Here is an 11,744-nt window from a genome sequence, read left to right as displayed (position 1 = left end):
GGGGCCGTCACGACGTGCCGCCGGTGTTCAGCCCGCGGTGGAGGCCGACGCCCCGTCGTCGCGGGCGGGCCCGCCTCCGCCGGCGGGTCCGGGGGCCTCGGAGGACTCGGCGCGCCCCTCGCCGGCCGCCGGGCCGTCCCCGTCCTCGGCGGGCTCGTCCGCCGAGGCGTCGCCGTCTGCGCCGTCTGCGCCGCCGGGCTTCTCCGCCACCGGTTCCACCGTCTCCTCGCGGCCCGGGCGGAGTCTGGCCGAGATCACGATGGAGGCCACGGCCGCCAGGAAGACGGCGATCGAGGTCCAGTTGTTCAGGCGCAGGCCCCAGATCTCGTGGGCCTCGTCGATGCGCAGGTACTCGATCCAGAAGCGCCCCGCCGTGTACGCCGCGACGTACAGGGCGAACGCGCGGCCGTGGCCGAGGGTGAAGCGGCGGTCGGCCCAGATCACCAGGAGGGCGACGCCCACGCACCACAGCGACTCGTACAGGAAGGTGGGGTGGAAGGTCCCGGTGTCGATGCCGTTGTCGATCTCCACGGCCCACGGCAGGTCCGTGGGGCGCCCGTACAGCTCCTGGTTGAACCAGTTGCCCCAGCGGCCGATGGCCTGGGCGAGCGCGATGCCGGGCGCGATGGCGTCCGCGTAGGCGGGCAGCGGGATGCCCCGCCTGCGGCAGCCGATCCAGGCGCCCACCGCGCCGAGGGCGATCGCCCCCCAGATGCCGAGTCCGCCCTCCCAGATCTTGAAGGCGTCGACCCAGTCCCGGCCCTCGCCGAAGTAGAGCTGGTAGTCGGTGACGACGTGGTAGAGACGGCCGCCGACCAGGCCGAACGGCACCGCCCACACGGCGATGTCGGCGACCGTGCCGGGCTGTCCGCCACGGGCGACCCAGCGCTTCCCGCCGAGCCAGACCGCGACGAAGACGCCGAGGATGATGCAGAACGCGTAGCCCCGCAGCGGGATCGGCCCGAGGACGATCTCGCCCGACGACGGGCTGGGGATGAAGGCAAGGGTTTCCATGGCTCCACGAACGCTACCGTGCCGGGCGCGGGAGGCGCCGCTCGGCCCGGCAACGGGTGCGTAACGCGCGTGCGGAAGGCGTGGAAGGCCCTCCCGCCCGCCGTACGGCCGTCCCGGTGCCGGCTCACGCCCTGCGCGCCGCCTCCTCCGCCTTCTCCCGGACCTTCTCCTCCAGCAGCCGCGGGGTCAGCGGGGCGCCCGGGTCGCCGTAGAGGTCCTCGCCGTCGAGCAGGACCGTCGGCGTGGAGTCGAAGCCCGAGGCGAGGAAGGCCCGGTTGGAGCGTTCGACCCAGTCGTCGTGGGTGCCCTCGCGCACGCAGCGGGTGAAGCCGGGGCCGCTGAGCCCCTTCACCTCCTTCGCCAGGCCGATGAGCCGGTCCTTGTCGCCGAAGGCGTCGTCCGGCTCCTCCGGCTGGTTGGCGTAGAGGACGTCGTGGTACTCCCGGAACCTCCCCTCGTCGCGCGCGCAGGCGGCGGCGTTGGCCGCGTACGCCGAGCCGCGGCCGCCCACGTTGCCGTCGATGATGGAGACCAGGTGGTACTCCACCTTCATCTTCCCGCTGTCCTGGAGGCGGTGGACGGTGTCGCGGAAGGCGTTCTCGAAGTGGGCGCAGCCCGGGCAGCGGAAGTCCTCGTAGACGGTGAGCGTGACCGGCGCCCGGGCGGACCCGTCGACGACCGGCTCGGCCGCGGCGGCCTTGCCGTCGTCCGCGCCGCCGCCGTCCCGGCCGCCGTCCCCGCCGAGCACGGCCACGACGCCGGCCAGCGCGACGACGCCGAGCACGGCCGCGGCGGCGACCGCCGTCTTCAGCGCCCGCAGGCGCCTGCCCACCGCCTTCTCCCGGTCCCGGCGCTCGCGCAGCCTCTCGCGCGCGCTGCGCCCTTCCTCACGATTCCTCTGGTTCGTCACGTCCCGGTCCAACGAACCGGGACCGCGCCCCCGTGCGCGCACCGCCGCCGTTTCCCCCGAAGGTGTGACCGCTCGGCGCGGAACACCGACCGCTCGGCGCACGACGGCCTACCGTTCGGCGCACGCATCCGGCGTTCGCCGCACACGGCGAACAGCGTCTTCACCCCGGGTGTGACGCACCTTACGTTCCCCGCATTCCTTTTCCGCTCCCGTACGTCGTGTCGTATCGCGTCGTGTCGATGAAGGAGGCGGCAGTGTCCGCAGACCGTCTACAACAAACCCTGGACCCCGCCGGGGACGCGGAGGACCGCATGGTCGCCATGCACAGCGATCCCCGCTTCGACCAGCTCAGGCGGAGCCTGATGAGGTTCGTGCTCCCGGTGAGCATCGGCTTCCTCACCTGGTACCTGCTGTACGTGCTGATGTCGGCCTACGCCCGCGGCGTGATGTCCACGGTGCTCTTCGGCGACGTCAACGTGGCCCTCGTGTTCGGAATCCTCCAGTTCGTCAGCACCTTCGGCATCGCGATCATGTACGCGCGGTACGCCGACAGGAAGGTCGACCCGCTCGCGGACGACCTGAGGGCGGAACTGACCGGTGCGAACACCTCCGCCGGCCGGACGGGAGGACGGGCGTGATCAACGGATCCACCGCGCTCCTGGCCGCGGAAGAGGTCAGCTCCAGCAGCCGCACCCTGACCGTGCTGGTCTTCATCGTCATGATCGCCGTGACGCTCGGCGTCACGGTGTGGGCCGGGCGCCAGACGAAGTCGGCGGCCGACTTCCACTCCGGTGGCCGCGAGTTCACCGGTATGCAGAACGGCTTCGCCATCGGCAGCGACTACATGTCCGCCGCGTCGTTCCTGGGCATCGCGGGCATGATCGCGCTCTTCGGCTACGACGGCTTCCTGTACTCCATCGGCTTCCTCGTCGCATGGCTGGTGGCCCTGCTGCTGGTCGCCGAGCTGCTGAGGAACTCCGGCCGGTTCACGATGGCCGACGTGCTGTCGTACCGGATGCAGCAGCGTCCGGTGCGCACCGCGGCGGCGGTGTCCACCATCACCGTGTCGATCTTCTACCTGCTGGCCCAGATGGTGGGCGCCGGCGCGGTCGTCGCGCTCCTGCTGGGCATCCGGCCGGGCGAGACGTACCTGGGCATGGACGCGGACACCGCCAAGATCGTGGGCATCGTCGTCGTCGGCGTCCTGATGACCCTGTACGTGACCTTCGGCGGCATGAAGGGCACCACCTGGGTGCAGATCATCAAGGCCGGCATGCTGATGGGCGGCACCATCCTGCTGGCGGCCCTGGTCATGGCCATCTACGGCTTCGACTTCGGCGAGCTGATGAGCGACGCCGCCAACGCCAGCGGCGCCGGGCAGTCCTTCCTCGAACCCGGTCTGCGCTACGGCGTCGAGGTGCCCGGCGACGCCCTGCAGACGATGTGGAACAAGCTGGACCTGATCAGCCTGGGTCTGGCCCTGGTGCTGGGCACCGCGGGCCTGCCGCACATCCTGATCCGCTTCTACACCGTCCCCGACTCCAAGGCCGCCCGGAAGTCCGTCAACTGGGGCATCGGCCTGATCGGCTCGTTCTACCTGATGACCCTGATCCTGGGCTTCGGCGCCGCGGCCCTGGTGGGCAAGGAGGCCATCACCGCCCAGGACGCCGCGGGCAACACCGCGGCGCCGCAGCTCGCCCGGGAGGTCGGGGAGCACTTCGGCGGCGAGTTCTTCGGCTCGGTGATGCTGGCGGTCATCGCGGCCGTCGCCTTCGCGGCGATCCTGTCCACGGTGGCCGGCCTGGTCATCGCCTCCTCCTCGTCCCTGGCGCACGACTTCTACAACAGCGTGGTACGCAGGGGCCGTGCGTCCGAGCACGAGGAGATCAAGGTCGCCCGTCTGTCGGCCTTCGGCATCGGCGCCGCGTCGATCATCCTGGCGATCTTCGCCCAGAGCCTCAACGTGGCCTTCCTGGTCGGTCTGGCCTTCGCCATCGCCGCCTCGGCCAACCTGCCGACCCTGCTGCTGAGCCTGTTCTGGAAGCGGTTCAACACCCAGGGCGCGGTCGCGGGCATCTACGGCGGCCTGATCAGCGCGGTCGGTCTGGTGATCTTCTCGCCGGTGTTCTCCGGCGCCGAGAAGGCGCTGATCCCGGGCATCGACATCGCCTGGTTCCCGCTGACCAACCCGGGCCTGGTGTCCATCCCGCTCGGCCTGGTGTGCGCGATCGTCGGCACGCTGATGTCGGGCGAGAGCAACCCGCGGCGCTTCGCCGAGCTCCAGGTGCGGGCCCTGACCGGGGCCGGCGCCGAGGGCGCGGCCAAGCACTGAGCCGCACCGCGGACCGGGCCCGCCGACCTCCCGGGCGGGCCCGCCGGGCCCCCGGTGGCGGGTGCTTCTCTCCGGCGTGACCCCCCACGTTCGGCGCCGGACCCGTCACCGGGCCCCTGGGGAGTCCTTCGAACCGCGTTCGAGGGACTCCCCAGGTCCTTTTGTCGCGTTATACGGTCACTGCGTGGCCAGGAGATCGTGGATCGGCACCCGGTGGGGGCGAGCGGGCCGGGGAGGCCCGGCCGGTTCCGGCCTGCCCGGGACCGTCGGCGTCCTGCGGGAGGTCCGGCTGATCGGCGCGGACCTCCAGGACGGGCTGCACGGCAGCCGGGCCCTGGCGGCGGCCCGCCGCATCCGGCGGCTGGTGGGCGCCGACGCCGTCGTCCTGGCCGACCTCGACGGGCCGGTCGCCCGGCACGGCGAGCCGCCGGAGGGCACCGACCTGGACGCGGTGCTCGCCCAGGTGTACGAGCACGGCACCGTCTTCCGCAAGCCGCCGCTGTGCGCGGCCCCGCTGCTGGTGGCGGACGAGCTGACGGGCTGCCTGGTGGTCTGCGGCTCCGCCGGCGACCGGGCGCTGGACGAGGGCGAGGTGGCCGAGGTCGCCGAGCTGGTGTCGCAGGCGCTGGACCACACCGCGCTGCGCAGCGCCCGCGCCCGGATCGCGGCGGCGGACCTGCGCACCCTGCGGGCCCAGATCTCCCCGCACTTCCTCCACAACGCGCTGGCCGTCATCGCCGCGCACATCCGCACCGACCCCGGCCGGGCCCGCGGCCTGCTCACCGACTTCGCCGACTACCTGCGCTACAGCTTCTCCACGGCCGGCGACTACGTGACGGTCGCCGACGAGCTCCAGGCCACCCAGACGTACCTGGAGCTGCAGCGCGCCCGGTTCGACGACCGCATGGAGATCACCGTCCGGATGGCTCCGGAGATTCTTCCCGTCGCCATCCCCTTCCTCGTCGTCCAGCCCATAGTGGAAAATGCCGTGCGCCACGGACTGGAGAAGAAGGCCGGGCCCGGACACATCAGCGTCTCGGGGTTCGGCGAGGGTCCGCTGTGCGTCATCGAGATCGAGGACGACGGCGCGGGCATGGAGCCGGACCTCGCACGGGCGATCCTCGCCGGAGTCGGCCCCCCCGCGAAGAACGTCGGTCTGGCCAACGTGGACCGGCGGCTTCGCACCGTGTACGGCCCGGAGTACGGCCTCGTCATCGAGACCGCGCCCGGCAACGGCACCAAGGTGACGATCAGGGTGCCGCGATTCATGCGAGGAGTGGTTACGGAATGAGCAGCGCGCCGCGGGCTCTTCAGGTCCTCGTCGTCGAGGACGAGGCGTCCACCCGCGAGGAACTCGCCGATCTCCTCGCGGACGTCCCCGAGGTCGGCGAGGTGTACGCCGCCGAGAGCGGCACCCGGGCGGTGCAGCTGCTGGGCGCGACCGCCTTCGACGCCGTCTTCCTGGACATCTCCATGCCCGGGCTGGACGGCATGGACGTGGCCCGGGTCATCAGCCAGCTCTCGGCGCCGCCCTCCATCGTCTTCGTCACCGCCTCGGAGTCCCACGCCATCGAGGCGTTCGGCATCGGGGCGGTGGACTACCTGCTCAAGCCCGTCCGGCCCGAGCGGCTGGCCGAGTCGGTGGCCCGGGTGGGCGCCACGCGCCGGGCCGCGTCGTCCGGCGGCGCGGGCGGGGACGGGCCGCGCGACGAGCTGGCGGTCGTCCAGATCGACCACGGCCGCCGGACGGTGTTCGTGCGGCGCGACGACGTGCAGTTCGTGGAGGCGCACGGCGACTACATACGGCTGCACACCGCGCAGGGCACGCACCTGATCCGGCTGTCGCTGTCGTACCTGGAGGAGATCTGGGCCCCGGCGGGATTCGTACGGGTGCACCGCGGCTACCTGGTGGCCGTCGGCTGGGTCCACGACCTGCGGGTCACCAGTTCGTCGGGGCTGGTGGCGTGCACCCCGGCCGGTGACGTGCCGGTCAGCCGCCGCCACGCCCGGAGTCTGAAGGAGCAGCTGCTGGAGGCGGCGCGCAGCGGCCTGCTGGGCAGGGCGGCGACCCGGTGAGGTCCAGGTGAGGAGCCGGTGAGGCCCCGGTGAAGAGCCCGATGAAGGGTCCGATCAAGAGCCCGGTGCGCAGCGGCCAGGCGGGCGGCGCGCGCCGGGTGAAGGTCACCAGCCCGCAGACCCGCATCGCCCTGGCCCGCGGCCACCGCCGCCATCCGCAGCTGCTGCCGCTGCCCGCGCCGGCCGACGCCGAGGCCGCCCGCGCCGTGTTCGCCGCGCAGCGCCGCACCGCCCTGCGGACCGTGGCCCTGCTGGGGGTGGTGCTCTTCGGCTCCAGCGGGACGATCGCGGCGCTGCCCGTGCTGGACCGGCTCTCCGTCGCGGGCGTACCGGTGTCGTGGCTGGTGCTGGCGGTGGCCACCTACCCGGTGCTGCTGGTGCTCGCCCTGTGCCACGTGCGCCGCGCCGAGCGTGTGGAGGACTCCGCGGGCACAGCCGCGGGCCCAGAAGCGGGCACAGCCGCAGACACAGCTGCGGCCCCAGAAGCGGGCGCGGGGGCCGGCGCGGAGGACCCGGGGACGGGGGGCGGCCCGTGACCGCCGTCACCGCGATCGGCCTGGTCCTGACCGCCAGCCTGGTCATCGGCCTGTACGGGGTCCACGCGGCCCGCACCAGCCCGGACTTCCTCGTCGCCTCCCGCCGCATCGCCCCCGGCTGGAACGCCATGGCGATCGCCGGGGAGTACGTCTCGGCCGCCTCGGTGCTCGGGCTGGCCGGGCTGATGCTCAAGGACGGCATCGGGGCGATGTGGTACGCCGTCGGCTTCACCGCCGGGTACGTGGCGGTGGTCGCGCTGGTGGCCGGGCCCATGCGGCGCTCGGGGGCGTTCACGGTGCCCGACTTCGCCGAGTACCGGCTGGGATCGCCCACGATCCGCAAGCTGTGCGGGGTGATCGTGCTGGTGATCATGTGGCTCTACCTGGTGCCGCAGTTCAAGGGCGCCGGAGTGGTCCTGAACCTGGTCAGCGGCACGCCGTACTGGGTGGGCGTGGTGCTGGCCGGCCTGGTGGTGAGCGCGTCGATCGCGGTGGGCGGCATGCGGTCGGCCACCTACGTCCAGGCCTTCCACTACCTGGTCAAGCTGGCCTTCATCTCCGTACCGGCGATCTACCTGGTCGTGCACGTCGGCGCGGAGACCCGGGCCGAGGCGCTGCGCCCGGTCCACGCGCGGGACCTCGCCGCCGAGGGGTGGGGCCGTCCGCTGATCGACATCCAGGGGGCGGGGCTGCCGCTGCTGTCCACCTGGTCGGTGCTGCTGGCGACGACGCTGGGCGCCATCGGGCTGCCCCACGTGATCATGCGCTTCCACACCAGCCCCACGGCCCGGGCCGCCCGCCGGGTGGCCGTGCTGGTGATCGGGCTGCTGGGCCTGTTCTACCTGTTCCCGGCGGTCTACGGGCTGCTCGGGCGGGTGCTGACGCCGCACCTGGTGCACAGCAACGCCACCGACACCGTCTCCGTCGTCCTGCCGGGGACGGCCGTGCCGGGGACGCTGGGGAGCGTTCTGACGGCCCTGGTGGCGACCGGCGCGTTCGCCGCGTTCCTGTCCACCTCCTCCGGGCTGCTGCTGGCCCTGGCCGGCGGGCTCTCCCACGACCTGTTCGGCGGCGGGGTGACCAGACTGCGGCTGGCGGTGGCGGTGGGGGCGTTCGTGGCGGTGCTGCTGTCGCTGCCCGCCGCGCACCTGGACATCAACGTGGTGGTCGGCTGGGCGTTCGCGGTGGCGGCGTCCACCTTCTGCCCGCTGCTGGTGCTGGGCATCTGGTGGACCCGGCTGACGGTCGCGGGCGCGGCGGCCGGGCTGGCCGCCGGGGTGGTCACGGCGACGGGGGCGGCGGTGCTGTCCGCCACCACACGGCCGTCGTCGGCCTGGCTGACCGTGCTGCTGGCCCAGCCCGCCGCCTGGACCGTTCCGCTGGCGTTCCTCACGATGATCGCGGTCTCGCTGCGCGGCACGCCGGCCGACTGGTCCGAGCGGGCCGTGTTGCGGCTGCACGCTCCCTGACGGCACGGGCCGGGCGCGCGGGTCCGCGCGGGCCTGGGGCGCGCGGCCGTCCACCGCACGCCCCAGGCCCGCGTCACACATCACACGTCACGCATCACGCATCACACGATGGTCAGCCGCGCCGGCGTACGCCCTCGGCCAGTTCGCCCGCGAGCTCGCGGACCGCGGCCAGTCCGCCCTCCGGGTCGCCCTCGTGGTCCAGCAGCCGCTTGACGAAGGCCGAGCCGACGATCACGCCGTCCGCGAAGGCGGCCACCTCGGCGGCCTGCTGCGCGTTCGAGACGCCCAGCCCGACGCAGACCGGCAGCTCGGTGGTGGCGCGGGTGCGGCGCACCAGCTCCTCCGCCTCCCGCCCCACCGACTCGCGGGTGCCGGTGACGCCCATCAGGGAGGCGGCGTAGACGAAGCCGCTGCCCGCCGCCGTGATCCTCGCCAGCCGCTCGTCGCGGCTGCTGGGCGCGACCACGAAGACGGTCGCCAGACCGTGCTGCTCGGCGGCCTTGCGCCACGCGTCGGACTCCTCGACCGGCAGGTCGGGCAGGATGCAGCCGGCGCCGCCCGCCTCGGCCAGCCCGGCGGCGAAGCGCTCGGCGCCGTAGCGGTCGACGGGGTTCCAGTACGTCATGCACAGCACCGGCGCGCCGGTGGCCGCGTGCGTCTCGCGCACGGTCCGCAGCACGTCGGCGATGCGCACCCCGCCGCGCAGGGCGATGTCGTCGGCGGTCTGGATGACCGGCCCGTCCAGCACCGGGTCGCTGTGCGGCAGCCCGACCTCGACGATGTCGCAGCCGCCCTCCAGCAGGGCGGTGCAGGCGGCGATGCCGCCGTCCACGGTGGGGAAGCCGGCGGGGAGGTAGCCCACCAGCGCGGCCCGTCCCTCGTCCTTCGCCGTCGCCAGAACGCGTCCCAGCAGTTCCGCCTGGCCCGCCATCACTTCGCTCCCTCGGTGCCGGCGCCGCCGGGGGCGCCGTCGTACAGCCCGAAGTACCGGGCGGCGGTGTCCATGTCCTTGTCGCCGCGGCCGGAGAGGTTCACCAGCAGCAGCGCGTCCGGGCCCAGCTCGCGGCCCACCTCCAGGGCGCCGGCCAGCGCGTGCGCGCTCTCGATGGCCGGGATGATGCCCTCGGTCTCCGACAGCAGGCGCAGCGCCCGCATCGCCTCGTCGTCGGTCACCGGGCGGTACTCGCCGCGGCCGGTGTCCTTGAGGTAGGAGTGCTCGGGGCCGATGCCGGGGTAGTCCAGTCCGGCGGAGATGGAGTACGGCTCGGTGATCTGGCCCTCGTCGTCCTGCAGGACGTAGGAGCGCGACCCGTGCAGGATGCCCGGCTCGCCGGCCGTCAGGGTGGCCGCGTGCTCGCCGGAGGCCACGCCGTGCCCGGCGGCCTCCAGGCCGATCAGGCGCACGGAGGCGTCGGGGAGGAAGGCGTGGAAGAGGCCGATGGCGTTGGAGCCGCCGCCGACGCAGGCCAGCGCGGCGTCCGGCAGCCGCCCGGTGCGCTCCAGGATCTGCCGCCGGGCCTCGACGCCGATGACGCGGTGGAAGTCGCGCACCAGCGCCGGGAAGGGGTGGGGTCCGGCGACGGTGCCGAAGAGGTAGTGGGTGCGGTCGACGTTGGCGACCCAGTCGCGGAACGCCTCGTTGATGGCGTCCTTCAGCGTCCGGCTGCCGGAGGTGACGGGGACGACCTCGGCGCCCAGCATCCGCATCCGGGCGACGTTGAGCGCCTGGCGCTGGGTGTCGATCTCGCCCATGTAGATGGTGCACTCCAGGCCGAACAGGGCGCAGGCGGTCGCGGTGGCGACGCCGTGCTGGCCCGCGCCGGTCTCGGCGATGACGCGGGTCTTGCCCATGCGCCTGGTCAGCAGCGCCTGCCCCAGCACGTTGTTGATCTTGTGCGAGCCGGTGTGGTTGAGGTCCTCGCGCTTGAGGAAGACCCGGGCTCCGCCCGCGTGCTCGGCGAACCGCCGCACCTCGGTCAGCGCGCTGGGCCGGCCGGTGTAGTTGACGAGCAGGTCCTCCAGCTCGGCGGCGAAGGCGGGGTCGGCCTTGGCCTTCTCGTACTCGGCCGCCACCTCGTCCACGGCGGCGACGAGCGCCTCCGGGATGAACTTGCCGCCGAAGGCGCCGAAGTAGCCCTCGGCGGTCGGCACCCGGCCCTCGGGGTCGGGAACGAAGAAGTCGGTAGACATCCGACGTGCTCCTAGTCGGGGCGCATGCCCCAGAAGGGGTGGTCAGAGGGGAGACGGTGCGCCGCACCGGCCCCGGAGGGCGGGTGCGGAGGCGGTCGTGGCCGGCGCACCGCCGCGCGGCGGGCGGTGCGGCCCGCGGCCCCCGCGTGCGCGGGGGCCGTCCGGGGCCGGTGCCCGGCGGCGGCCGACGGCCGCCCGGGCCGCCGGCCGGGGAAGGGGCGCGCGGTTCAGCGCCCGGCCCGGGCGGGCCATCGCCTGCCGTTGATCTGACCCGGCTCGCAGCCGATGTGGTAGCGCACGCGCCGCCCCAGCACCCGGCGTGCGGGCGCGCGGCAGCCGCGGGGGCGGCAGCCGGGGGCCAGGCGGGCGGAGAGGGCCATCGTGGTCGTTCCGCCTCAGTTGCCGTGCCGCAGGGCGGGGTGGGCGCCGGCGGCGACCAGGTCGGCGACGGCGGACTTCGGGTCCTTGCCGGTGACCAGCGACTCGCCGACGAGCACCGCGTCGGCGCCCTCGTTGGCGTACGCGATCAGGTCGTGCGGGCCGCGCACGCCCGACTCGGCCACCCTGACGATGCCCTCGGGGATCTCGGGGGCGACCCGGGCGAAGGTGCCCCGGTCGACCTCCAGGGTCTTGAGGTTGCGCGCGTTCACGCCGATGATCTTGGCCCCGGCGTCCACCGCGCGCTCGACCTCCTCCTCGTCGTGCACCTCGACCAGCGGGGTCAGCCCGATGGACTCGGCCCGCTCCACCAGCGACACCAGCGCGTCCTGGTCGAGGGCGGCGACGATCAGCAGGACCAGGTCCGCGCCGTGGGCCCGGGCCTCCCACAGCTGGTAGGAGGTGACGATGAAGTCCTTGCGCAGGACGGGGACGTCCACCCGGCCGCGCACGGCCTCCAGGTCGGCCAGCGAGCCGCCGAACCGCCGCTCCTCGGTCAGCACCGAGATGACCGCGGCACCGCCCGCCTCGTAGTCGGCGGCGAGCCCGGCCGGGTCGGCGATGGCGGCCAGCGCGCCCTTGGACGGGCTGGAGCGCTTGACCTCGCAGATGACCTTGACGCTGTCGCTCTTGAGGGCGGCGACGCCGTCGCGCGCCCGCGGCGCCCTGGCCGCGCGCTCCTTGAGTTCGTCGAGGCCGACGCGCGCCTGCCGCTCGGCGAGGTCGGCGCGGACCCCGTCGATGATCTCGTCGAGCACACTCACGCGAGCGGCTCCCTT

At 73.6% G+C, this 11,744-nt stretch carries 12 protein-coding genes; 6 read left to right on the top strand and 6 right to left on the bottom strand.

Annotated elements, in window-relative coordinates; translation table 11 throughout:
- Positions 1 to 27 precede the first annotated feature (27 nt).
- Together lgt and QC029_RS17460 are read right to left on the bottom strand one after the other, a co-directional pair.
- Complete coding sequence (gene lgt / locus QC029_RS17465) at positions 28 to 1,014, bottom strand: prolipoprotein diacylglyceryl transferase (RefSeq protein ID WP_279556606.1); 987 nt, start codon at positions 1,012 to 1,014, stop codon at positions 28 to 30.
- Positions 1,015 to 1,138: 124 nt separating this feature from the next.
- Positions 1,139 to 1,924, bottom strand: coding sequence for a thioredoxin domain-containing protein (locus QC029_RS17460; RefSeq protein WP_279556605.1), 786 nt, complete (start codon positions 1,922 to 1,924; stop codon positions 1,139 to 1,141).
- A gap of 254 nt (positions 1,925 to 2,178) precedes the next feature.
- Between QC029_RS17460 and QC029_RS17455 the strand changes: the two genes are divergently transcribed.
- The 6 genes from QC029_RS17455 to QC029_RS17430 all read left to right on the top strand — a co-directional run bounded on the left by QC029_RS17455 (position 2,179) and on the right by QC029_RS17430 (position 8,337).
- Positions 2,179 to 2,562, top strand: coding sequence for a DUF485 domain-containing protein (locus QC029_RS17455; RefSeq protein WP_279556604.1), 384 nt, complete (start codon positions 2,179 to 2,181; stop codon positions 2,560 to 2,562).
- Positions 2,562 to 4,256 (top strand): cation acetate symporter, encoded by a 1,695-nt coding sequence (locus QC029_RS17450; RefSeq protein WP_279556625.1) that lies wholly within the window; start codon positions 2,562 to 2,564, stop codon positions 4,254 to 4,256. Before QC029_RS17455 ends, QC029_RS17450 begins: the two co-directional genes overlap by 1 nt.
- 184 nt (positions 4,257 to 4,440) lie before the next feature.
- Positions 4,441 to 5,547, top strand: a complete 1,107-nt coding sequence (locus tag QC029_RS17445; RefSeq protein ID WP_279556603.1) for a histidine kinase — start codon at positions 4,441 to 4,443, stop codon at positions 5,545 to 5,547.
- Positions 5,544 to 6,332 (top strand): LytTR family DNA-binding domain-containing protein, encoded by a 789-nt coding sequence (locus QC029_RS17440; protein WP_279556602.1) that lies wholly within the window; start codon positions 5,544 to 5,546, stop codon positions 6,330 to 6,332. Before QC029_RS17445 ends, QC029_RS17440 begins: the two co-directional genes overlap by 4 nt.
- 41 nt (positions 6,333 to 6,373) lie before the next feature.
- Positions 6,374 to 6,868, top strand: coding sequence for a hypothetical protein (locus tag QC029_RS17435; RefSeq protein WP_279556601.1), 495 nt, complete (start codon positions 6,374 to 6,376; stop codon positions 6,866 to 6,868).
- Complete coding sequence (locus QC029_RS17430; RefSeq protein ID WP_279556600.1) at positions 6,865 to 8,337, top strand: cation acetate symporter; 1,473 nt, start codon at positions 6,865 to 6,867, stop codon at positions 8,335 to 8,337. The genes QC029_RS17435 and QC029_RS17430 overlap by 4 nt, the downstream gene beginning before the upstream one ends.
- Positions 8,338 to 8,449: 112 nt before the next feature.
- Here the strand turns inward: QC029_RS17430 and trpA are convergent, their stop codons facing one another.
- From trpA to trpC, 4 genes are all read right to left on the bottom strand, one after another.
- Complete coding sequence (gene trpA / locus QC029_RS17425; protein WP_279556599.1) at positions 8,450 to 9,268, bottom strand: tryptophan synthase subunit alpha; 819 nt, start codon at positions 9,266 to 9,268, stop codon at positions 8,450 to 8,452.
- The gene (trpB, locus tag QC029_RS17420; RefSeq protein WP_279556598.1) at positions 9,268 to 10,527 is read right to left on the bottom strand and encodes a tryptophan synthase subunit beta; all 1,260 of its coding nucleotides are present in this window, start codon (positions 10,525 to 10,527) and stop codon (positions 9,268 to 9,270) included. The genes trpA and trpB overlap by 1 nt, the downstream gene beginning before the upstream one ends.
- 227 nt (positions 10,528 to 10,754) lie before the next feature.
- Positions 10,755 to 10,907, bottom strand: a complete 153-nt coding sequence (gene trpM, locus QC029_RS17415) for a tryptophan biosynthesis modulator TrpM (protein ID WP_279556597.1) — start codon at positions 10,905 to 10,907, stop codon at positions 10,755 to 10,757.
- Between the two features lie 15 nt (positions 10,908 to 10,922).
- Positions 10,923 to 11,729, bottom strand: coding sequence for an indole-3-glycerol phosphate synthase TrpC (gene trpC / locus QC029_RS17410; protein ID WP_279556596.1), 807 nt, complete (start codon positions 11,727 to 11,729; stop codon positions 10,923 to 10,925).
- Between the last annotated feature and the right edge of the window lie 15 nt (positions 11,730 to 11,744).

It is taken from the genome of Streptomyces sp. DH37 (assembly GCF_029813835.1).
Classification (GTDB): domain Bacteria; phylum Actinomycetota; class Actinomycetes; order Streptomycetales; family Streptomycetaceae; genus Streptomyces.
This window is presented reverse-complemented; position numbering and strand designations above follow the sequence as displayed.